Genomic DNA, 941 nt, shown 5'->3' on the forward strand with positions numbered 1-941 from the left:
GAAAGATCAATGGAGTGGGTTGTACAGAGCAGAAATAGGGAGAAGACTGTTTCCACACTTCTGGGAGATATCTGCTATCAGAGGACTTACTACAAGAACAGAGAAAGCGGGGCCTTCAGGCACCTGACCGATGATCTCCTGGAACTGGAACCTCATGCAAGAATGGACACCGGACTTCAGTCCGACATGCTCACAAAAGCCAAGGAGATCTCCTACGAGCAGGTTGTTCAAAGCTATGACGATATCAGCATCAGAAGCCGATCAACGGTCAAGAATCTGGTCCACAGGACATCCATGGAGAATACGAACTGGCCGAACCTTGAGGATGAGAAGCGCAAGGTTCGATTCCTCTACGTCGAGGCCGACGAGGATCATGTGCATCAACAGAGAGGCAAAGGGATGATCATGAAGCTCGGCTATGTCCATGAAGGCAAGCACCTAGTGAATCCAGCCTGCAAGTCCAAGCATAAGCGTAACGAGCTCATCGGTGCGAAATACATCACTGGGCTTTATCCAAACAACGATGATTTCTGGTTCGAAGTTCTAGACTATATAGAAGCTCAGTATGACCTGGATTACGTGGAAAGGATTTTCCTTTCCGGAGACGGTGCTCCGTGGATTCAGGCTGGAGAAGACATCCTGCCAAAATGCAGTTTCGTCATCGACGGATATCATCTGTCCAAGTACATCAAGAGCGCTACAGGACCCTATCCAGCCTATGAAAAAAAGCTAAAGAACTATGTATATAGGGGCATGAAGGACTTTGTAGAGGCTTATTTCGAGACTATAGAATCCAATGAGCATACCCAGTTGGAACTGAAGCGGTTTGCCAGCTGCAAGACGTATATTCTGGGAAACTGGGAGAGTATACAGAACCGGAACAAAGAAGGTTATCTGGAATGCAGCGCAGAAGGCCATATCAGCCATGTACTGTCTCATAG

The 941-nt window shown here is 47.6% G+C and carries 1 protein-coding gene; it reads left to right on the plus strand.

Annotation, left to right across the window (positions count from 1 at the left end):
* Nucleotides 1-9: 9 nt before the first annotated feature.
* Nucleotides 10-941: ISLre2 family transposase (locus J3A84_RS15215; RefSeq protein ID WP_207600902.1), on the plus strand; the 932-nt coding region annotated here is incomplete at its 3' end.

It is taken from the genome of Proteiniclasticum aestuarii, assembly GCF_017368455.1.
In the GTDB taxonomy this organism is placed as follows: Bacteria; Bacillota; Clostridia; order Clostridiales; family Clostridiaceae; genus Proteiniclasticum; species Proteiniclasticum aestuarii.